21 protein-coding genes are annotated in these 20,344 nt (G+C 47.5%); 5 read left to right on the plus strand and 16 right to left on the minus strand.

The annotated features are described in order from the left end of the window. Nucleotides 1–96 precede the first annotated feature (96 nt). Genes G3352_RS19220 through G3352_RS19230 form a run of 3 tightly spaced genes read left to right on the plus strand, consistent with a single transcriptional unit; the run spans nucleotide 97 to nucleotide 3,510 of the window. Entirely contained in the window at nucleotides 97–1,104 is a 1,008-nt protein-coding gene (locus G3352_RS19220; RefSeq protein WP_063567785.1) for a LacI family DNA-binding transcriptional regulator, read from the plus strand. 33 nt (nucleotides 1,105–1,137) lie between these two features. Continuing rightward, a complete protein-coding gene (locus tag G3352_RS19225) occupies nucleotides 1,138–2,130 on the plus strand; it encodes an N-acetylglucosamine kinase (protein ID WP_163758894.1) in 993 nt (330 codons plus the stop codon). A 54-nt stretch (nucleotides 2,131–2,184) separates the two neighbouring features. Next, nucleotides 2,185–3,510: a 6-phospho-beta-glucosidase gene (locus G3352_RS19230; RefSeq protein ID WP_163758895.1), complete on the plus strand. Its 1,326-nt coding sequence runs from the start codon at nucleotides 2,185–2,187 to the stop codon at nucleotides 3,508–3,510. 254 nt (nucleotides 3,511–3,764) lie between these two features. Here G3352_RS19230 and G3352_RS19235 read toward each other — a convergent pair whose 3' ends face one another. The 7 genes from G3352_RS19235 to G3352_RS19265 all read right to left on the minus strand — a co-directional run bounded on the left by G3352_RS19235 (nucleotide 3,765) and on the right by G3352_RS19265 (nucleotide 11,254). Continuing rightward, complete coding sequence (locus G3352_RS19235; RefSeq protein WP_163758897.1) at nucleotides 3,765–4,994, minus strand: family 8 glycosyl hydrolase; 1,230 nt, start codon at nucleotides 4,992–4,994, stop codon at nucleotides 3,765–3,767. A gap of 464 nt (nucleotides 4,995–5,458) precedes the next feature. Continuing rightward, nucleotides 5,459–6,679 (minus strand): TraB/GumN family protein, encoded by a 1,221-nt coding sequence (locus tag G3352_RS19240; RefSeq protein WP_163758899.1) that lies wholly within the window; start codon nucleotides 6,677–6,679, stop codon nucleotides 5,459–5,461. A gap of 184 nt (nucleotides 6,680–6,863) precedes the next feature. Continuing rightward, on the minus strand, nucleotides 6,864–8,159 hold the full coding sequence (locus G3352_RS19245) for an ABC transporter permease (protein WP_163758901.1): 1,296 nt from the start codon (nucleotides 8,157–8,159) through the stop codon (nucleotides 6,864–6,866). Next, the gene (locus G3352_RS19250; RefSeq protein WP_024632126.1) at nucleotides 8,152–9,054 is read right to left on the minus strand and encodes an ABC transporter ATP-binding protein; all 903 of its coding nucleotides are present in this window, start codon (nucleotides 9,052–9,054) and stop codon (nucleotides 8,152–8,154) included. The genes G3352_RS19245 and G3352_RS19250 overlap by 8 nt, the downstream gene beginning before the upstream one ends. Nucleotides 9,055–9,074: 20 nt before the next feature. Further along, the gene (locus G3352_RS19255; RefSeq protein WP_163758903.1) at nucleotides 9,075–9,971 is read right to left on the minus strand and encodes an ATP-binding cassette domain-containing protein; all 897 of its coding nucleotides are present in this window, start codon (nucleotides 9,969–9,971) and stop codon (nucleotides 9,075–9,077) included. A 15-nt stretch (nucleotides 9,972–9,986) separates the two neighbouring features. Continuing rightward, the gene (locus G3352_RS19260; protein ID WP_163758905.1) at nucleotides 9,987–10,376 is read right to left on the minus strand and encodes a GntR family transcriptional regulator; all 390 of its coding nucleotides are present in this window, start codon (nucleotides 10,374–10,376) and stop codon (nucleotides 9,987–9,989) included. Between the two features lie 92 nt (nucleotides 10,377–10,468). Beyond that, nucleotides 10,469–11,254, minus strand: coding sequence for a hypothetical protein (locus G3352_RS19265; protein ID WP_163758908.1), 786 nt, complete (start codon nucleotides 11,252–11,254; stop codon nucleotides 10,469–10,471). Nucleotides 11,255–11,439: 185 nt separating this feature from the next. On the opposite strand from G3352_RS19265, the gene G3352_RS19270 reads away from it, so the two are divergent. Further along, a complete protein-coding gene (locus G3352_RS19270; RefSeq protein ID WP_163758910.1) occupies nucleotides 11,440–11,772 on the plus strand; it encodes a hypothetical protein in 333 nt (110 codons plus the stop codon). A 107-nt stretch (nucleotides 11,773–11,879) separates the two neighbouring features. Here the strand turns inward: G3352_RS19270 and G3352_RS19275 are convergent, their stop codons facing one another. The 9 genes from G3352_RS19275 to G3352_RS19315 form a co-directional block, all read right to left on the minus strand. Continuing rightward, nucleotides 11,880–12,251: a hypothetical protein gene (locus tag G3352_RS19275; RefSeq protein WP_163758912.1), complete on the minus strand. Its 372-nt coding sequence runs from the start codon at nucleotides 12,249–12,251 to the stop codon at nucleotides 11,880–11,882. Nucleotides 12,252–12,362: 111 nt separating this feature from the next. Continuing rightward, nucleotides 12,363–12,827, minus strand: coding sequence for a DUF420 domain-containing protein (locus G3352_RS19280; RefSeq protein WP_163758914.1), 465 nt, complete (start codon nucleotides 12,825–12,827; stop codon nucleotides 12,363–12,365). Between the two features lie 36 nt (nucleotides 12,828–12,863). Further along, a complete protein-coding gene (ctaG, locus tag G3352_RS19285; protein WP_163758915.1) occupies nucleotides 12,864–13,787 on the minus strand; it encodes a cytochrome c oxidase assembly factor CtaG in 924 nt (307 codons plus the stop codon). A gap of 106 nt (nucleotides 13,788–13,893) precedes the next feature. Beyond that, on the minus strand, nucleotides 13,894–14,214 hold the full coding sequence (locus tag G3352_RS19290; protein WP_163758917.1) for a cytochrome C oxidase subunit IV family protein: 321 nt from the start codon (nucleotides 14,212–14,214) through the stop codon (nucleotides 13,894–13,896). Nucleotides 14,215–14,217: 3 nt separating this feature from the next. Beyond that, nucleotides 14,218–14,844, minus strand: a complete 627-nt coding sequence (locus G3352_RS19295; RefSeq protein ID WP_062326294.1) for a cytochrome (ubi)quinol oxidase subunit III — start codon at nucleotides 14,842–14,844, stop codon at nucleotides 14,218–14,220. After that, nucleotides 14,841–16,691, minus strand: coding sequence for a cytochrome c oxidase subunit I (gene ctaD / locus G3352_RS19300; RefSeq protein WP_373561767.1), 1,851 nt, complete (start codon nucleotides 16,689–16,691; stop codon nucleotides 14,841–14,843). Before ctaD ends, G3352_RS19295 begins: the two co-directional genes overlap by 4 nt. A 71-nt stretch (nucleotides 16,692–16,762) precedes the next feature. Then, nucleotides 16,763–17,815 (minus strand): cytochrome c oxidase subunit II, encoded by a 1,053-nt coding sequence (gene coxB / locus G3352_RS19305; RefSeq protein ID WP_076290539.1) that lies wholly within the window; start codon nucleotides 17,813–17,815, stop codon nucleotides 16,763–16,765. Between the two features lie 580 nt (nucleotides 17,816–18,395). Then, nucleotides 18,396–19,157 carry a type I methionyl aminopeptidase gene (map, locus tag G3352_RS19310; protein WP_163758919.1) on the minus strand — a complete coding sequence of 254 codons (762 nt, stop codon included), beginning with the start codon at nucleotides 19,155–19,157 and terminating at the stop codon, nucleotides 18,396–18,398. A 232-nt stretch (nucleotides 19,158–19,389) separates the two neighbouring features. Then, a complete protein-coding gene (locus tag G3352_RS19315; RefSeq protein WP_017690840.1) occupies nucleotides 19,390–19,578 on the minus strand; it encodes a hypothetical protein in 189 nt (62 codons plus the stop codon). A 395-nt stretch (nucleotides 19,579–19,973) separates the two neighbouring features. Between G3352_RS19315 and G3352_RS19320 the strand changes: the two genes are divergently transcribed. Next, nucleotides 19,974–20,255: a transposase gene (locus G3352_RS19320; protein WP_163758921.1), complete on the plus strand. Its 282-nt coding sequence runs from the start codon at nucleotides 19,974–19,976 to the stop codon at nucleotides 20,253–20,255. Nucleotides 20,256–20,344 lie beyond the last annotated feature (89 nt).

Below are 20,344 nucleotides of genomic sequence, written 5' to 3' on the forward strand. Positions count from 1 at the left end.
ATCTATCAAATTAGCTTCGCGGCTAAGCCTCCGTACATGTATACTAATGTTAAGTCAATATAAAGTACGGAAAATCTGCCGCAAGGAGAATAAACAATGAAGGTTAGTATATTTGATGTTGCAAAGAAATCAGGGCTGTCCGTCGTAACGGTCTCTCGCGTCTTAAACGGTGCCGAATCCGTGCGAGAGAAAAATAGGCAAAAGGTTCTGGAGGCTATCAAGGAGCTCGATTACCATCCCAACGCTGCTGCGCGGAGTTTAGCACGCGGTAAGACAGGAATCGTCGGCTTGATCATGACCACTCTACAGGACTCCTTCTTCGACACCGTCGTTAAAGAGCTGAACGAAGTGCTTGCACTTCACGGCTATTTTCTTGCCGTTTCGGTCTCTACCGGCATTGGCTCCGATGAAACCCATTACCTGATCCAGGAGGACCGGGTAGACGGACTTATTCTGCTCTCGCCGATGGAAGAGGATAACTACATTGTGGAACTGAAGCGGCGCAATATTCCGTATGTCCTCATCGACAATCAGAAGCCGGAGAATGATACTTTTTCGGTAACAATCGATAACTATAAAGGCGGCTATGCTGCTACGAAGCATCTGCTTGATCTCGGCCATACCTCTATCGCTCACTTAAGCGGACAGAATATGTTCCGCAGTACGAGAGAGCGTCGCAGCGGTTTCCTGCAGGCACTTAAGGAAAAAGATCTGGCGCCGTTTGAAATGATCACGGGCGATTTCGAAATCGATTTTGGTTATGACATCTGCCGCAAATGGCTGCGAGAGGGACGCCTTCCTTCCGCGGTGTTCGCGGGCGATGACCATATCGCGCTTGGGGTCGTGAACGCCCTTATGGAAGAAGGCATAAAGGTGCCTGAACAGGTAGCTATCGTCGGCTATGACGATCAGTATATTTCATCCAAACTGCACCCCCACCTGACAACGGTCCGGCAGCCTGCTGACCGCATTGGGGTTGCCGCTGCGGATATGCTGCTGAAACGCATGGACGGTACGATGAAACGCGGGGCTAATGTAAGAATCGATCCTGAACTCATCGTGAGAGAATCTACTGGATCACCAACAAAAGGTACGACCGGATAAAAAATATAACCTTATATATAGGAGTGACGACCATTGGCTTACTACTTGGGAATCGATGGGGGAGGAACAAAAACATACGCCCTGCTGACCGATGACTTCGGCAATGTGCTTGGCAAAGGCGTGGGCGGCAACGGCAATCACCAGATTGACCACGCCTTGGCCGCACAAAGCATACGGGAAGCTGCAGAAGGAGCCCTGAACGAGGCAGGACTGCGGATTCATGAAATCTCGCATACCTATTTCGGACTTGCAGGAGCAGATCGGGAAGTCGATTACCGAATCCTGCACCCTCTGGTTCAGGGAATCGGATTCACCCAGAATTACTCGATTAACTGTGACACCATGATCAGCCTGCGCGCAGGCACGAACCGACCTTACGGGGTCGCACTGATCTGCGGCACAGGCACCAACTCCGCAGGCCGTAATCCGGCAGGAGAACATGTACAGGTCGGCGGTTTTGATTATATGTACGGCGATTTCGGCGGTGGCGGTTCCCTCAATATTGAGGTGTTCCGCTCTGTCATCCGTTCTTGGGACGGCCGTGAGCAGCCAACGCTCCTGACTCCCCTGCTATTGAACTTTCTTGGGTATAACAGTGTCAGTGATTTGTTCGATGACTTTCAGGATCATGGCAAGCATGTGCCCGTCCATGCAGCGAAGCTGCTGTTTGAAGCTGCCGTAGAGGACGATGCTGTAGCTCTGGAAATTCTGAACCGTCAAGGCGTAGAGCTTGGCAAATCAGCGGCTGCGGTGATCCACAAACTTGGAATGGAAAAGGACACCTTTGACGTTATACTGGCAGGAAGTCTGCTAACAAGGGGAGATCGCGGCTGGATTCGCAGAAAAGTTGAACAGACTGTTGCAACCGTTGCTCCGAATGCGACCATTGTAACTTTGGCAACCGAGCCCGTTGTCGGTGCCTTATGGTCTGCTATGGATGCAGGCGGACATGCGGTAAGCCAGGATGTATATAACAAAATGCGGGCCTTCCGCGACTTCGAACATATTAAGCAGACAACAAGATAAACGTTTATAAACACTGTCATCATAAATAATTCTTATAAGACTGGAGTGTGCAAAATGGCATATGAACAAGGGCTGAAAATAGCGGTAATCGGTGGTGGATCTTCCTATACTCCGGAGCTTGTTGAGGGGTTCATCCTCCATCATGCCGAGCTTCCTGTACGAGAGCTGTGGTTGGTAGATATTGAACCGGGAGAGCGCAAACTGAATATTGTCGGCAACTTGGCCAAACGTATGGTGGAGAAATCGGGTCTGCCGATTGAAGTTCATTTGACGTTCGACCGCCGCGAAGCCATCAAGGGTGCGGACTTCGTCAGCACTCAAATGCGTGTCGGCATGCTTGACGCCCGTGGCCGCGATGAATCCATCCCCCTGAAATACGGTGTAATCGGTCAGGAAACCACCGGACCCGGAGGCATGATGAAGGCGCTGCGGACGATTCCGGTCCTGCTTGATATCTGTCGTGATATTGAAGAACTCGCTCCTAATGCCTGGTTGCTGAACTTTACGAATCCGGCGGGTATGGTCACGGAAGCCATTCTGAAGTACTCCAACGTTAAAAGCATTGGTCTCTGTAATGCACCAATCGGCCTAATCAAGCAGACCTCTGCCAAATACGGCGTAGAAGCGGACCGCATCTATGCCGAGTTTGTTGGCCTGAACCATCTCCACTGGATTACGCGTATTGATGTGAACGGAGAAGACAAACTGGACGACATGCTGGCTGATACAGCCGGTTACAGCGCGAAGAACGTACCTGCACGGGAGTGGAATCCGGAATTCCTGCAATCCCTGCATGCCCTGCCTTCCTACTATCTGAAATACTTTTATATGACCGATGCCATGCTTGAAGAGCAGCTGGAATCCTTACAAACAGGCGGCAGCCGTGCGGAAGTGGTTAAACGCGTCGAAGAAGAACTGTTCGAGCTTTACAATGACCCGGACCTGAAAGATAAACCGAAACAGCTGGAACAGCGGGGTGGCGCCTTCTATTCCGAAGCAGCCGTGAACCTGATGCGCTCACTCTACAACGGAACGAATGACATTCAGACGTTGAACGTAGCCAATCAAGGTATCATTGATTTCCTGCCAGACGATGCCAGCATTGAAGTCAACTGCGTGGTCACCAAAACCGGTCCACTGCCCCTGCCGCTAACCAAGGTTCCTCCAATGGCAGTTGGACTGATCCATGCGGTTAAAACCTATGAGCGCCTCGCCATCGATGCTGCCGTGACCGGCGATCGTGGATTGGCCATACAGGCAATGGCCCATCATCCTCTGGTCCCTTCGGTCGAAGTGGCGATTCAGATGCTGGATGAAATGCTCGAAGCCAACAAGGAATATTTGCCGCAGTTCTTTACTGAATCTGCAGCTAATGCATAATTCGGCTATCATCCATTCGTCCTGATACCATAAGAAAAACGTCAATCGACGTACTTTCACATTAAACGAAACCGCCATATCCCAGGATTTCCTGAGATATGGCGGTTTGTTGTTTCTAGGCATTTTCCTATCTATATCGCTTGTTCAAATCAATAATTAAATACATTCTCCTAGCTCTCTATTCATAATAAAGCAGGCAGGAAGCTAATCTCCCTGCCTGCTTGCATATGAGCAATCAACGGATTATGAGTTGCTTAGTATGTCCACCAGTTGCCGGACATCACGATCATTGAGAACAGCTTGATGCTATCTTCATAGTAGCCTTCATTGGAGCTGCCGGCCGTTTTTGTCCAGACGGAATTCAGCCAGTTTTGGTTCACGGACGAGGTCATAGCGCTGACACCAAACGGTGCATAGAACGCGCCGCTGCCGCCGGAACCTGTAACCGTGCCGTTGAGTTTATAACCATCCTTTACGTTGCTAGGGTTACCGCTTACTTTGGTCGAGATCCAGCTATTCATTTGATTGAGCTGATTGAGCGCCCGGCTGTCACCAGTCATCAGGTAATCCGTTGCAATCCGCCAAGGCGTACGACATGAGTTGTAATCGTAGCTGCCGTCGTTCGCCCCTTCTAGAAAATCGGCTGAAGCTGGCTTGTACGTCGAGCCAGACAGAACGACGAAGTCTGGAAGCAATCCGGTTGATGAGCTGTACCCGTTGTATAAGGAGTTGATAATGGTATAGGTTTTGTCGATCACGTTCGACCATCTGGCATCACCAGTTGCCGCCTGGAACGCCTTCAAGTGATTCAGCATAAAGTCCGATGGACGGGTAGCATTTTTGAACGTGTTATCCGTTGCCCAGTCCCCAAGACGCAGCGTCCATTGGGACTGATTCACGTCACTTTGCATGATGGCATTGATGATGTCCTTGCCGGCCTGAAGGTAGTTGATACTGCCGCTGCTACCCCACTGCTTGTCCGCAAGCAGGAGCGAATAAGCAATGTCCATGTCTCCATCCGTGGCCGAGTCGGCGCCTTCAATGTTCTGGAAGCTGCTGTTTTGTTTCCATGCCATCAGTTTCGAATTGTTGGCGCTCGGATGAGCCTTATAATATTGATAAAGTCCGTCGAAATAGGTCTGTGCATTACTGTCATAACCGGCCATTAGAACCGTTGCCAGCATTCCGTAACCATGTGCCTCAGATACAGTATCCCCGTTGGACTGATATTTCACATAATATTTGCCCGTGCCCGCCGTTTTCAGATAAGCCGATTTCCAGCTGTCCCATTTCGCTTTCACGGAGCTGTCCATCGCACTTTGCGTAACATGGTTAGGCTTGATCGAGCCGCTGGTATATGTCGTGTGCTGCGGGAACGGCTTGTTTGGAGCGGCGAAAGCAAAGCTCGCCGGAATCAGAAGAAAAGCGAGACAACACATCATAACAGCCTTGCTGCTAACCGAAAATCCCCTATTTTTTCTCATAAATTTACGCTCCTTTTAGATCCAAATGGGTCTTGATCCATGACATAACCTTTAAGCCGAAAATTCAATGCAGCCTCTTGAAGGAGAAACCACGATTCATTATTGACCTTGCGAGACACAATCACCTCCATTTAAAAGTTAAAGCGCTTTAACTTTTAAAACGCTTACATTTATTTTAATTGTTCTTCTAATATTTGTAAATAGACATTTCTGAGATTGAATCTAAAGTCCTGATTCGACATTTGACAGTAAAAAAACGGGAACCAATGTCACGGGGGTTTCTTACCCTAATTAATATCAAGCCTTCATTCACTCACGTATGGATGACCACTCCTTTCTTCGCAGGCATACAAAAACCCCCTCAAGTTTTGAGTGCTTGAGGGGATTTTAAATGATCTCTTTTTTCACTATTGTCTACCATCTGGGGAGAATACCAGACTCCCATATAAGGAGCTATAATTCTTTTATTTTCGTACCACTGTATATCCTTTATCTTTCAGCAACTTCACGATCCCATGATCGCCCAAGTAGTGCGCTGCACCAACCACGATGAAGTACTCTTCACCCTTGCCGTTTTTCAGGTAACCATCGATCTTATCAGCCATTCCAACATTACGGTCAATGAGCATCGCTTTGTTGTATTCTTCATCATCAGAGAAACTGTTCGTCAGCTCCAGCAGTTGTTCGTCATTCCCTGTCTTCCACATTTCGGCCATTTGATTCACGCTGTCATCCAACACATCGAAATTGTCCAAAGTCGCTTTCAATGTTTTCTCTTGCAGCTCCTTAGAGAAGTCATTGAACATTCCCAATTGAGATTCATAGGACTCCAACTCGATCACCGGAAGTTTGCGCTCGATTGCCTTCTGTATGAAGTACAGGTCAACCCCCGCAGAAGCTTCATAGCCCGCTTTCATAGACTTCAGACTGGCTAACGTGCTCTCTACTACCCAAGGCTTAAAGGTATCCAGTGCATTCGGCTCCAATCCACTTTGCTTCAAAATATCGCCCAGTTGAGTATACGTCTCGCTGGAGATGTGATCTTTCAGTGTTGTGCCATCCTGATACGAGCCCAGATCCAGAACAATCTTCTGCTGCGCTTCTTCAGCCGCTTTGCTGATATCGATCTCTACGCCTAGGTAATCCGCCTCGGCAAAGGCTTCTTCAAACTCCTTACGCAATGGATAAAAGCTTTCATCCGCAATATGCATAGAACCTACCAGGTACACGGTGTTACCGTTGCTTTCGACTTCCCACATGAAGCCACGTCCACCGGTTTGAACAGTTTCTGTTTCGCCACCCTTGGAAACCAGCAGCACTGTGCGTGCAGCAGCATCCCAACGGACCTCATAACCAGTTGCATCCCCTACAATGCGAATCGGCGCATATGTTACGCCATTAATTCGTGTAAGCTTGCTCTTCAAAGTAATCGTCTTGCCGTTAACGACGGCTGTAATTGTATCATCTGTTGCTGTCGTCAGCTTTACGTCCATTGCGTCCAGCGTGGAACGCAGCGGCACAAGTGTTGTTCCTTTGTCGTTAATCGGTGCATCCGTCGTGTATTCAACCGTTTCGTCATTCACCTTTACCGATGTCTCTTGAGGAGAGGCCATAGCCGGCACTGCGGATGCGAGCAAACCGACCGAAATAGTTAGAGACAAGAGCATGCGTTTCCAGTTTTTCATATTATGTATTCTCCTTTAAGAATGAAATAATGAAAAGATATGTTCACTAGAAGAGAAATTAGAGATGGGTGCCACACCCACTATCTTTAGTGCAGCACCTACTCCCATTAAATTGTTTTACTGCGACATCAAAACACTACACGCAAGCAAGCGTAAGTAAATCGTCGTCGTCCGTAAACTTGGATCAGATTTTATAAGCCTTCATCGCTTTGAACAATTCCTTGAACGTTGGGCGTTTACCATACATCAACACACCTGTACGATAGATTTTCGCTGCGAGCCAGCCGAAGATCATAATGGATACCACAAGAATGGCCAGGGACGTCCAGATCTGCCAGGTTGGTGCAACGCCTGCCCCAATCCGTACCAGAATTGCCGTTGGCGATGTGAACGGAATGAAGCTTGCTACTTTCAACAACAGGATGTTCGGTGTAGCAATACTGAAGATCGCGATATAGAAGGATACCAGGGACAACATCGTAATCGGCAGCACGGCCTGACCCAGCTCTTCTGTCCGACTCACCATCGAACCAATGGCCGCGAACATCACCGCATACAGGAAGTAACCCAGAATGTAGAAGATGAGTCCATATACAATGACTGCGATGTTCACATCACTCAGATTCATATTGAAATCGCTCAATACATCACGGTTATGCGGTAACAGCATATTGCCGGCAACTACTGCACCGAAAATACCGATTTGCAACAGACCTACCATGAAAATACCGATGATTTTACCAAACATCTGACTGAGAGGAGATACACTCGTGATCAAAATCTCCATAATACGCGAGCTCTTCTCGGCCGTAATCTCGGAAGCAATCATATTACCTGTCATCATCGTTGATGTGAACAACAGGATAATCAGCAGATATACCACAATGTAGTTGATGCCACTCATGGTACCTTCCGACTCCGCAGCAGCTCCGCTTTGGCCAGAATCCAGGCTTTGCTCTGTCAGTTTTACCGGCGTACTGATGAGCTGTTTTTGCTCGGCCGTGAGTGTATCCTTCACTACCACATCCAGCTTTACAATTTGCATTGCAGCTTCAATAGGTGCTATAACCTGCGGGGAGATATCATCGCTTGAATATAAGACCGGCTGTGGGAAATCTTGCCCCGCAACAGGTTCAAACTTCAGGTACCCATCCAAAACCTCCGACTCCACATCGGCTTTGAGGGCCGCTTCATCTTTACTCGCGTCGTTAACAAAACGATACGTCTGGTTACCTTGTGCCGAGGAGTATGTCTCCAGCTTCTCGGCTACCTCCGTTTGTCCCGTACTCAGCAGACCGATATTCACCGGATTCGTGCTCGAACCTCCACCGATGGGACCACCATTAAATAAGGTAATGAAATATGGAATATTGAGTCCAATCGTAATTAAAAGTGCAAGTACAATAGTCGTTACCATGAAAGACTTCGTTTTTACTTTGTTTTTGAACGTAAATCCGATAATTGTCCCCATTTTATTCATTCGACTCACCTACCTCACGAATAAAGATTTGGTTAAGCGTTGGTTCCTTGATTTCAAAATGTTCAACGGTCGTCTGAGCCATGGCTGCTCTCAGAATTTCCTGAGCTGCTTCCATCTGACCAATATGGATCAGGTATCCACGCTCATTTTGCTCTACCTTTTTCACACCCGGCAGCTGTTCCAGACCGCCTACATTACCTGTGGTGCTCAGGAATACATGCTCACGTGGATAACGGCTCTTGATCTCCTTGATCTCTCCTTGCACAACGGTATTGGAGCGATGCAGAATTGTTATCTGACGACATAATTCTTCAACGTGCTCCATACGGTGTGTCGAGAACAGAATGGCTGTGCCTTCGTCACGCAACTCCTTCACCGTGGATTTCAGCAATTCCACGTTCACCGGATCGAGTCCGCTGAAGGCTTCATCCAGAATGAGAATTTGCGGTCTGTGGACCACTGCGGCAATAAAGCCCATCTTTTGCTGATTCCCTTTGGATAGTTCCTCAATCTTTTTGTCGTAATACTCCGGCACTTCGAATCGGTCCAACCAATACTTCAGGCTCTGATCCGCATCCTTTCCATTCATGCCGCGCAGACGGGCCAGATAGTTGATCTGTTCACTGACCTTTACCTTTGGGTACAAACCGCGCTCTTCCGGAAGATATCCCATAATCTGCTGCAATTCTGTGCTATAGGGTTTGCCGTTGTACTGGATATTTCCGCCATCCGGGTGGATCAGCCCAAGCACCATACGCATCGTTGTTGTTTTACCAGCACCGTTGGCTCCGAGCAGACCGTAAATCTCCCCCTCTTTTACATTAAGCGTCACACCATTAACTGCTGTTTTGTCTGCGTATTGCTTGACTACCTGCTTCAATTCCAATCGGTTCATCATTTATCGTCTCCCTTCGGTTATTTCCACTGTACGGGTGCATACCCGGCAATCCAGAATGCCAAGACTTCATCCAATTCCAAGTTACGGATCTTCAATACCCGGTTATTTGCCAGCTCCAGCCTTTCCTGCGCTTCGCTGACCCGGGTTGTTATGACACGAACCAGTCCTCTCTCTTCAGAAGAAGATTCCACAACCCCAGGGATACTCTCTGGTCGTAAATCTCCTTCATACCAGACTTCTTTCCACTGATCGAGCACCATATCTTTCTCGGCCATCCCCAGTGACTGACCACGGTGCATCAATACGATGTAATCTGCGAGCCTTTTGACTTCATCCGCAATATGTGTGGCAATCAGAATCGTGGTGTCTCCCTCAGCCATGAAGGTACGGAACTGGTCGACCATTACTTTCCAGGCAAAGGGGTCCAGACCTGATGAAGGCTCATCCAAAAGCAATAGTCTCGGGCGAGCTGCGATTGCAGCAGCGATCTCGAATTTCCGTCGTTCCCCCTTGGACATCTTGTTCAGCTTCACATCAACAGGTACTTCCATATCGTGAATCAGTTGGTTGAACAACTTCATATCCCAACGCGGGTACCAGTAGGCTCGAAAATCAGCTGCTTCCTGTGCAGTAATCCGGTTCTCTTCGAGCCCAGCGTTGTCAGCCACAAAACCGATCTGTTGTCTCAGTTCAATGGGAAGAGGCCCCTCATGTTCCTTCCCAAACCATATAATCTGCCCTGCATCAGGCAGTACCAATTGTTGTAGCATGTTAAGAAGTGTGCTTTTACCTGAACCGTTATGACCGAGAATAGCAACTACATACCCTTCTGGGATCGTCAGATCGATCGGGCCAATAACTCTGCGTTTTCGCATTTTGGATACGCCGTTCAACTGAACTGCGATAGGTTCCATGTATGAATCACTCCCTCACTTCGAGTAAATAGCCCTAAGGACTTCCCGGAACAGACTCTCCAGTTCTTCTTCCGTACATCCTACCGATTTTCCGGACTGCACCGCTGCCTGCATCGCTTCCTGTGCGGCCTTCAATCTATAATTTTCTCTGTCGCCGGCTTCTACCTGAGCCACAAATGTACCTGTCCCCTGCTTCGTACGAAGCAGACCTTCATTCTCCAGATCCTGATAGACCCGTCTAACCGTTATAACACTGCAATTCAGTGATCCGGCGAATTCGCGAATGGACGGCAAATGTGTTCCCTCCCCCAACTGACCCGTAACAATTAACGATCTTAACTGGTTTTCAATTTGGTGGTATAAAGGTTCAGCGCTATTTTCATTAATTTGAATGGGTATTTTCACATCTTGCACCTCGCCCTCCGGTACACTCCAGTCTGTTACCTGTCCGTGCCGGTTTCATCCTGTATTCATTTTTGCGTTCATCCCTCATACCGTTAACTCAAATCCCGAGTGGAAAGTTTCTTCAGCGTCAACCGACTGAAAAGCCATAATCCTGCTATGCCAGCCACCAAAGCAACCCACATAATCGGGGAAAGCAGCCCCCATGATTTACTCACATCAATTACAATCGAAAATCCGTAACTGCCCGACGTTCGGATCAGCAAGGATATGATGATTGTAAGCGGCAAGAACAGCGAACTGAGAAGCAAATATTTTTTACCACTGTACAGAAACTCTCCGTAAATATATAAGCCTGTCATGAGAAGTCCGTAACCTGTACAAGTTATGCCAAAGGCCAGGTACTGATCCCACCGGAACCCTTCCTCGTTCAACCCAACCACATACAGTGATCCATAGAAAAATATACCATTATACGTAAACGCCATCAGAGACTGCTGAAGTCTCGACCACATCACTGTCTCGTTTGGAATGGGAAGTCTGCGATAATAGGCCAACATCTGTGTATAGGAATCCTCCTGTATGTAACGGAAAGATCGTCTGCTGAACACGAATCCCTGAAATGGCACCATGATCAAAAAGAAAGTATCTACAACAGGATTAATGAAATCTGTCTTCTGTTGTCCTAATAACATCACACCACTCATGCCACCCGTGTATATCATAAAAATTGCAGTCCACAGCCATTGGAGCTTATCCTTGTTCATCTCACTGCGGGTCAACCACCACGCCTGCTTCCATGCGCTCATATCATTGCCTGCCTTTCCATCTGTCATTGGAACACCTTGCTCACTGTATCTACTGTATATATCAATATACACAGTATATAGACCCCTCCCTATTCCCGTCAACCCCTTTTTTTCCTGAATCAGGAAGAATGGATGGGATTCAGGTTAGAGTTACGATAAAATAAAACTTGATTCTGAACATACAATGATTCATTGTAAAATCATTCGTTCAACTTATAGAGATACTGAAGAGATAGATAGAAAGGATTGATTCACCTATGGATTGGCTAGTTGAGATCGGGTTTGTGCTCCTCTTCCTTATTGTGGTCATCTGGCTCATTGTTCGCGACGAACCCAAACGGCATTCTGCCAAAAAAGGCAGACATCGTGTGCGGCGTAACAACGGTTACGCCGACTCATCTCCGGCGTACCCGGTCATTACCACCAATGATGACTCCTATACTCAACATTCTAAACACACTCACGATCACAAGCATCATGATGGTGATTCTTTTTCGGGATCTAATCATCATCACAGCAGCGATAGCGGAAGTAGCAACGACAGTGGTGGAGATAGTGGTGGTGGCGACAGCGGCGGCGGTGGAGATTAAGATGACTCCTCAAATCAAAAAAAGAGCTGTATCCGATATTGTGCGAACACAATTCGGAACAGCTCTTTCCTTTTTCCCGGCACCTGAATACTGAAGAGGTTTAATCCTTAAACGAGGTTGTAGCCACTTGGCAGGCTGCGATTACTGCGAATCGCACGAATTTCGGCCAAAGTAAGCCGTTGATTGGTGGAAATCAAAGATTCCACATCATTGCCACGAACCAGATCATCCAAATCTCTCAAGTTGGTGTTCCCACGAAAGACGCGGAATCCGCCTTGAAAGTTAGGTCTCGTAAACACAACCAGCGTTGCATTCGAACTTGTCGAGAAGAAACGCAGGCTCTCTACCCCACCCAGAATGTTATCCAGATTACGCAGACCCGTGTTACCACGATATACTCTGCTTCTTCCGCGATAACCCTCTTCTGAATACACCGTGAGACGTGGATACGTTTGACTGACATGGACTGTTTTTTTCATTTGTTTTCCCCCTCTCGATCTCATTCTATGAATGAATGCGAGAGGAAGCTTGGACCAATCCACGGGTGGATTCATCCATTTTCATATTTTCAAAGAATTCAATTCATCACATTAAACACCCAGGATGACTTCCCATACCGGGCGTGTATGCCCACCTGGATACAGCAAGTACAACAGAACGTATACAATAACGCCTGTGATGGCACTGCTAAACCAGATCATGGATGTGAATCTCCCCCAGCGGCGATGTGTCTTGAATTTCTTTTTGAACCCAAGCACCAAAGTGGAGATACCGAAGACCGCTGCCACGGTAGCAAGGATAATATGAAAGATCAGAAATATCCGATAAAAGATCTCCATCTCCGGGTCTCCGCCCCAAGCTGTATTGCCAACAAAGATGGTACGAGACGTATATATGACAAAGAACAGCAGCGCAGCAACGGCCCCTGCAACCATCGCTTTTTGATGCGCCTCCCGTTTGCCACGAATAATCAGCACCCAGCCAATTCCAACCAGCACTGCGCTAATCACAATGAAAGAAGTACTGATCGTGGGTAGCAGAAAATACATATCCATCGTGTGTTTCCCCCTCTTGTCCAAACAAAACTTGTGTTATTTCGCTGCAGGATTAAGCGGTCCTCCCGTTTTCTCTACAGGGTATGGATCATCATCATCTTCCCGTTTTTCCTTGCGGTACCATTGGAAAAAGACATACGCCAGCATGGAGACGAAGATGCCTTCCTGTATGAATTTCATCAAAATACCGCCCACCTGCTGATCCTCCTTGGCAGAGGATAGGAAGTTGAAGAACGCCGGCCCACCGAATGATCGCAGCAATGCCGTGGAATCGCCGGATACACAATACCGCATTGCCTCAGCCCATACGGCAGGATTGCTGTAGGTCGCATACAACGGTTCGGAAGCAAAAATAATCAGTCCACAAGCTGGTGTCAGAAGCACCATGTTCAGAAAAATAAATCCAATCTTGGACAGCCCCGATGCTTGTCTTCCTTCCGGCAACGGATTGAGCAGCGTCCACCACATCAGCATAGATGTAATAAAAAGTACAATGTAATACAAACGGTGAACCGTAAAATTTAACATTACGTAATCATGTACTACTGGCAGATGATATAACGAGAACAATCCGTTAAACAGCACAGCCGCCACGATTGGATGAGCCAAAAAAGATAACTGCCGTGTCGGCAGCCACCGGATGATCCCACGCCATACCCAAAGGGGCAATCCCTTCATCAGTAACGGTGGCGCTACCAGATAGGACAGAGCCATACTCACCATATGGAAGCTGAACATCACATGCCCCAGCAGATTGAATGGCCCCGCTTGTGCAAGATACAACACCGTAAGCCCTGTGATAAACATCATTTTCTGTGCAGCCGTGGCCTGATCTGCCCCCTTGATCCGCTCACTGAAAGGACCAACGAGCACCAGATAAGCTGCGGCAATGAGCAGAAACAACGCCAGAATAAGTGGACTCCATAAATCGTTGAAACTAAAATATTGCAACCCGAGCATACGGGAGACCTCCCCGTGACCTGATTTGGTTGTTGCCTGAATCCATTGACGGATTGGTTCGCCTAAAAGGGGAAAAGACGGCGACACTGCGCCGCCGCCATCTCTTTTACCACCAAACCCAATAGAGTGCCATAATGATGCACGTAAAAGCTACGAAAAATCCGAAGCACATGAACAGGATCGGCATCAAATGCCCTTTATCCTTCAAGTGCATCCAGTAACCGAGCTGTACAAACACCTGCAGGATCGCCATAACCACCAATATAATAATGGTAAAGGTCGTATTGACTCCTCCCGCGGCAGCAGCCGCGAACGCAATTAGCGTCAGGATAATCGAGAAGATAAAAACAACGACGTGTTTCTGTGGACCTTCCGCCCGGTGACGATGCTTCACAGGCTGCTGATCACTCTTATCCTGTACCGACATGTGTTACCCCACCTTTCCGAGCAGGTACACGACCGTAAAGATAAACACCCAGACCACGTCAATAAAGTGCCAGTACATTGCGGAGACGTATACTTTAGGTGCAGTTACGACCGTTAATCCTTTTCTGAACAGTTGCCCAATAATGAGCCCGATCCACATAATACCAAATGCAACGTGCGCTCCGTGGAACCCAACCAGCGTATAGAATGCTGAACTGAATGCACTTGTGGTCATGCCGAACTCTTTATGTTTCACATATTCATAGAACTCGTAGATTTCCAGACCGAGGAATCCGAGACCCAGTACAACGGTAATGCCAAGCCAGAGAGCAAGAGCATTGCGCTTGCCCTTATGCATAGCCTGGATGGCAAATACACTTGTCAAACTGCTGACCAAGAGAATAAAGGTTGCGGCAGCCACGAGTGGCAGATGAAACAATTCATTCGCCGTCGGTCCGTCATTCGTTTGGCCACGGAGGGCCAAAAAGGTTGCGAAGAGGGTTCCGAACAATACGGTCTCGCCGCCAAGGAACAACCAGAAGCCAATAAGCTTGTTGCGCCCTTCCAGCGTTGCTTTCTCCGGCTCATGCGGCAATTTGCCGTTTACCGGTTCGGCATGTGAAGTTGTCATGTTCTAACCCCCTTCTCATCCTGATCCTCCGGTTCAATATGCCAGCCATGGTCATCGTAAAGTGACCGCAGCGCCATCGCACCAAATGTAATCAGAAGGCCAATAATGACCACAATGTAATTGTTGAACAATCCGTTCATAAACGCATTGCCAAAATCATCTTTGCTGAACATGAGACCAAGTCCTGCAATGAATATACCGACAGACATAACAAACGGCAGCGGCGTCGCTGACGGCATATGGATCGATCCTACAGGTTCAGCCGGTGTCATCTCCGTATGTCCTGCCATCTTTTCCTTCCAATACGCATCGATTCCACGTACCAGAGGCGTCTGCTTAAAGTTGTATTCCGGCGGTGGAGATGGAATCGACCATTCCAACGTACGGCCATCTTCCCACGGATCATTCGGTGCGTCTGCTGGTTTTCTCGTTGTGATCACGATGTTCACGAGGAACATGATAACCCCAACACCCATCAGGAATGCACCAACCGAGCTGACCAGGTTAAGCAGGTCGAAATCCTGATTCGGCAAATATGTAACGATCCGGCGCTGCATCCCCATCAAACCAAGGAAATGCTGTACAAAGAACGTTAGTTGGAAACCGATCATAAACGTCCAGAACGTCCATTTCCCGAGCGTTTCGCTCAGGACACGACCGAACATCTTCGGCCACCAGTAATGTAGTCCGGAGAACAAACCTAGCACCAATCCACCAACGATAACGTAATGGAAGTGAGCCACAACAAAGTACGTATCATGGAACTGGAAATCCGCAGGCGCAGAGGCCAGCATGACACCAGTTACCCCGCCCATAACGAAGGTTGGAACGAATCCAACAGCAAACAGGTTTGCCGCTGTAAAACGGATCTGTCCGCCCCACATCGTAAAGAGCCAGTTAAATATTTTGATCCCTGTTGGTACAGCAATCAGCATGGTTGAGATCGAGAACAATGCATTGGCGACTGTCCCCAGACCTGTCGTAAACATGTGATGCGCCCATACCATGAATCCCAGAAAGGCAATCAGGATGGTTGCAAATACCATGGAGCTGTAACCGAACAATCTTTTACGTGCAAAGGTTGGAATAACCTCTGAGATAATACCAAATGCCGGCAAAATGAGAATGTATACTTCAGGGTGCCCGAAGATCCAGAAGATATGCTGCCAGAGTACCGGGTTACCGCCACCTGCAACATCGAAGAAATTCGCCCCAAGTATACGGTCAAACGTTAACAGTACAAGTCCTACCGTAATGGCTGGGAATGCAAAAAGAATGATGGCTGATGTAATAAATGTGGTCCAGGTAAACATCGGCATCCGCATATAGGACATTCCCGGCGCACGCATCGTAATGATGGTCGCGAGAAAGTTAATGCCCCCGATGAGTGTCCCTAGACCGGCGATCTGGAGACCTATCGTGTAGAAATCCACACCGTGCGTCCCACTGTACTCGCTGCCAGAGAGTGGCGTATACGAAGTCCAGCCGGCATCCGGTGCCCCTCCCATCAACCAACTCAGGTTCAAGAGCAGTCCACCAAACAGGAACGTCCAGAAACCAAGCGCGTTAACAAAAGGGAAAGCAACGTCCCGTGCCCCAATCTGCAAAGGCACAACGGCATTCATAACGGCAAAAATAATAGGCATGACACCAAGAAATATCATTGTTGTTCCGTGCATCGTAATCAATTCGTTGAAGACCTGCGCCGACACAAAATCATTCATCGGTTTCATGAGCTGAATCCGAATCAAAATGGCTTCAATGCCGCCGATTCCAAAGAAAAATCCACCTGCAATTAAGTAGAGCACGGCGATTTTTTTGTGATCGACGGTGGTAATCCAATCCATCAAGCCCCTATACCGCTTGACGCTATGAGCATGAGCCAAGGTTGTGTACCCCCTTCTTCGTCCTTGCTGTTCTATTCATAGTCCAATTTGTAGTTGGCCAAATATTCGGCAATTCCGTCGATTTCTTCATCTGTGAGTCCAAGGTCTTTCGGATTAGGCATCGTATTGCCTGGCTTCACAGATTGTGGATCATGGAGCCATTCTTTCATGTTGTCCAGCACCGGATTACCGTCTTCCTGGCCTTCGCCCTGGTTCAGCAGAATACCTGCCACGGATTGCTTGCCACCGATACCTGTAAGGTTAGGCGCAACTGGCCCGCCCTGATCCCCAACTGCATGGCAAGAAAGGCAGTTCGTTTTGAACTTCTCAGCCAATTGGGTATCTTCCGGAAGTACCGCCGGAGCTTTCATTTCATTGACCCATTTGTCAAAGGATTCCTGGCTGACCGCTTTTACCTTGAATTCCATGAAGGCATGTGATCTGCCGCATAATTCAGCACATTTCCCTCGGTAAACGCCTTCATTTGGCGCCGAGAAGCTGAACTTGTTAAGCGTTCCATCCGGGTTTGTGTCCATTTTACCCGCAAGTGACGGCACCCAGAAGGAGTGAAGCACGTCAGCGGTTTTCAATTCGAATGCGATTTTCTTTCCGGTCGGGATGATGAGATCTTGAGCGGTGGTTACGTCATATTGAGGATAAGTGAATTCCCACCAGTACTGATGCGAGGTGACTTTGACCTGAATTGCATTTTTGTCGTTGGACAGATCTTCGCCTTGGGCAAAAATCGTTTTTACCGTCGGTACTGCCAGAACGATAACAAGCAACAACGGAATGGCTGTCCATATTACTTCCAGCTTGAAATTACCTTCAACCTGTTCGGGCACTTCATTCTGCCCGGCTCGTCTGCGAAACCGGATCAACACATACGCAGCAATAGCAAATACAATGATGAGCACCACGATCATAATCGTAATGGACAGCTTCATCAGATCATATTGGCCTTGCGCCACAGGACCCTGAGGTTTCATTACCGACAAGTCTTCCCGCCCGCATGCGGATAGCAGCAAAGAGAACACCGCCAGCAAGGGGAGAATTCGCTTTGCAACCTGCCACTGTTTCATCATTGATCTACCCCACTTTTTTAACATTTTCGTAGATTGCCGTTGTCGCCCGAAATAAACTCAAATCAGTTCATTCCAGCACGATACACGTAATCCTGTCCGACATACAGAATGCTTACAAAAATAACGCTTCCACTACTCCCGTCATTTCCTGCTAAGGGCATGTCTGCGCATTCTTCCAATTCATTCTATATGGTTCAATCACTTATTAAATATAAGTTGAGGGTATGATTTTGTCAATCTTTGGACACATGTTCACAAATTGTTCACTATATGTAAAAAACCGCACCACAACTTGATTTGTAACCGATTTCAGTTAAAAATATTACTCTCTACTTTTGAAAATTTTTGCCAAATTTCGGTGATGAAATTGATTTTTTTGCCGATATTTCTCACATTGAAAACATGCAGTATTATGCAAAAAAGAAAAGCATGCATCAGGTTGTCTCTCTTACAACTACTGGAAGCCGCAGTAAAGCCCCATACCGCTCCCTTTTAGAACCAAACGGCATGGAGCCTGACCTATTAAACATCCCAGACACCATTAACGCACTTTCTTACCAGCATTCCATAGATTCAGCGTCTAAGTACCATCAGTTAGTATAAGAGGACCATCACTTGTGATGGCTATCGTATGCTCATACTGGACGCCCCAGCTTCCATCCACTGTTCTCACCGTCCAGCCATCCTCATCCCATACAACCGCCCCTGAACTTCCTTTTGTAAATATGGGCTCAATGGTGATGACCATGCCTTCTGTCAGCATCATGCCCGTCCTGCGTTTCCCATAAGGGAGCACGTTCGGGGGTTCATGGATGTATTGACCGATCCCATGACCAATCAGAGGCTTCACAATCCCGTAACGATACAGCCTTGCTGTCCGTTCAATCGCGTTACCGATATCCCCCAGCGTATTTCCTGGCACGGCCTGTGCTATCGCCTTATGAAGCGCCCTTTCCGTTCGATTCATTAGTTTGCGTATGGACCTGCGTTGTTCACCGATCCCATACGTCCATGCAGAATCGGCAAGCCAGCCGTCTTTGTTCACCACCATATCAATAGTCACCACATCCCCTTCGGCCAGTTTCCGGTCATTAGGGAAGCCATGGCAAACCACCTCATTAACTGAAGCACATGTAGCGTAAGGATAACCTTTGTACCCTTTTTGCTCAGGTGTAGCTCCTCTTTCAGCTAGAAAAGCCTCCACCCGTTCGTCAATATCTCCTGTCGTTACACCGGGGGCCAGCCATTTTTCAATATGCTCATGACAGCTGCGCAGGATTCGCCCCGCTTCCTGCATATAGCTAATCTCTTCTTTTGTTTTCAAAATAGGGTCCACTTGCATTCATCCTTCCTGCCATATCTGTACTTCCATGTATATGCAGTAGGAACGAAACAAAGCCCCCAAAAGTAGAGGGAAAGCTTACCGGCTTATTGTGTTTACTTTAGATGAACGGTGTAACCATTGGAAATATATACATACGATTTTCTAAACAAAAAAAACCGTCTGCCGGAGCGTGATGCCCGGGAGACGGTTCTATTCATATCGGAACAGTATAATCAGAGTTGTGTGTGTTTCAGGACACGGAAGAATCCATCTTGACAAGCTCATGCTCAACCACAGAAGTCAATTCTTCCTCGTATCCACCCGTAATCCGGTATTTTCTCACGTACTCCTTCACGAATTTTTTTGGATCTTTAGGACGGAAAATCCGAGTCATTTCCCTCAAACTTTCTTTGACCTCATTGTGACCTTTCGTTGCCATTGTAATTCCCTCCCAAAACGTTGAAAGTGAATGCTCCGTTTAGAGAATGCCGAATAAGTCTTAAATGCCATCCATGAAGTTGTGTGCGCGGCTCAAAGCAAGCTTTAGGTCGGGAACCTTGCTTAAGCAAGTACCTGACACTATAAATACCCGATATGATTCGGAATGAATCATAATCTTATTGTAGCATATTCGGAAGTATCTTACGACTTGACGATTTTACCTAATATTTATAACGGTTTTTATGCCCAAAAAGTTTAATTCCGAATCATATGTTATAAATACGTTGCTTCTATACGGAATAATATATCCAGCATAACACTGTACTATTCGGGGGATATTATCACGGACAACCCATACAGTTAAATTACTGGGAACTAAGGAGGCGTTGTTTCATGGCTGAGAATGACAAAGAAATGCTGCCCCTTTCACATGAAAAGGTGGAAGTGGACGGAATATACACCAATGAGGCTGGACAAGAAGAACATCTGCATCGGGGACAACACTTCCCGGCTGATCCCGTTCTGGGCAAGACAGAATGGGAACTGACAGAATTCGCCTTTGACAACCATCACGAAGGTCGTACTGACGAGCGTTTGGTTCCTAAAGAAAATGACACCGATAAAATCGGCAAGATCACCCACCCACGAAGACACTTTCAGCGTGGCGACCGTTAAGTTCTGAACGCAATAAATCACTTTAAAACTAGGGCGCATCATACCAGTCATTGGTTGGTGCTGCCCTGTTTCCTATACTATATGCAATA

Source organism: Paenibacillus sp. ALJ109b, from assembly GCF_010747435.1.
Lineage (GTDB): Bacteria > Bacillota > Bacilli > Paenibacillales > Paenibacillaceae > Paenibacillus > Paenibacillus taichungensis.